At 45.9% G+C, this 1,230-nt stretch carries 1 protein-coding gene; it reads left to right on the top strand.

Going from position 1 to position 1,230, the window contains the following annotated elements:
* A partial coding sequence (gene tuf, locus CWC03_RS22645; RefSeq protein WP_138583769.1) for an elongation factor Tu occupies positions 1-1,091 on the top strand: 1,091 nt, incomplete at its 5' end.
* Positions 1,092-1,230 lie beyond the last annotated feature (139 nt).

Raw genomic sequence — 1,230 nt, 5'->3', positions numbered from 1 at the left:
TCACTAACGTACTTGCAAAAGTATACGGTGGTACAGCAAAAGACTTCGCATCAATCGATAACGCTCCAGAAGAGCGTGAGCGTGGTATCACAATCTCAACTTCACACGTTGAGTATGACACACCAACTCGTCACTATGCACACGTAGACTGTCCAGGACACGCTGACTATGTTAAAAACATGATCACAGGTGCTGCACAGATGGACGGCGCGATCTTAGTAGTTGCTGCTACTGACGGTCCTATGCCTCAAACACGTGAGCACATCCTACTTTCTCGTCAGGTTGGTGTACCTTACATCATCGTATTCATGAACAAATGTGACATGGTTGACGACGAAGAGCTACTAGAGCTAGTAGAGATGGAAGTTCGTGAACTACTTTCTGAGTACGACTTCCCAGGTGATGACCTACCACTAATCCAAGGTTCAGCGCTTAAAGCACTAGAAGGCGAAGAGCAGTGGGAAGCGAAGATCATTGAGCTTGCAGAAGCACTAGATTCTTACATCCCAGAGCCAGAGCGTGACATCGATAAGCCATTCATCATGCCTATCGAAGACGTATTCTCAATCCAGGGTCGTGGTACAGTAGTAACAGGCCGTGTAGAAGCTGGTATCATCAACGTGAACGACGAAGTAGAAATCGTAGGTATCAAAGAAACTACGAAGACAACTTGTACGGGTGTTGAGATGTTCCGTAAGCTTCTAGACGAAGGTCGTGCGGGTGAGAACATCGGTGCACTACTACGTGGTACTAAGCGTGATGAAGTAGAGCGTGGTCAAGTACTATGTAAGCCAGGTTCAATCAAGCCACACACAAAATTCACTTCAGAAGTATACGTACTTTCGAAAGATGAAGGTGGTCGTCACACTCCTTTCTTCAAAGGTTACCGTCCACAGTTCTACTTCCGTACAACAGACGTAACTGGTGACATCCAGCTACCAGACGGCGTAGAAATGGTAATGCCAGGAGACAACATCAAGATGACTGTTGAGCTAATCGTACCAATCGCGATGGACGAAGGTCTACGTTTCGCTATCCGTGAAGGTGGCCGTACAGTAGGTGCTGGTGTTGTAGCAACAATCGAAGAGTAATCTGTAGATTGTCGTAACACACATAAAAAAGGTCGCTTTGGCGGCCTTTTTTAATTCCTTGTAGATGCGATTTCAAAGATATAATTTTTGTTGTAGGAGCGAGTTTACCTCGCGATAAACTCTTTGTCGCAGCAGTGAC

The sequence above is a fragment of the Pseudoalteromonas sp. S2755 genome (genome assembly GCF_005886535.1).
Classification (GTDB): domain Bacteria; phylum Pseudomonadota; class Gammaproteobacteria; order Enterobacterales; family Alteromonadaceae; genus Pseudoalteromonas.
Note: the sequence above shows the minus strand (reverse complement) of the source record. Positions and strands in the feature narration are given on the sequence as shown.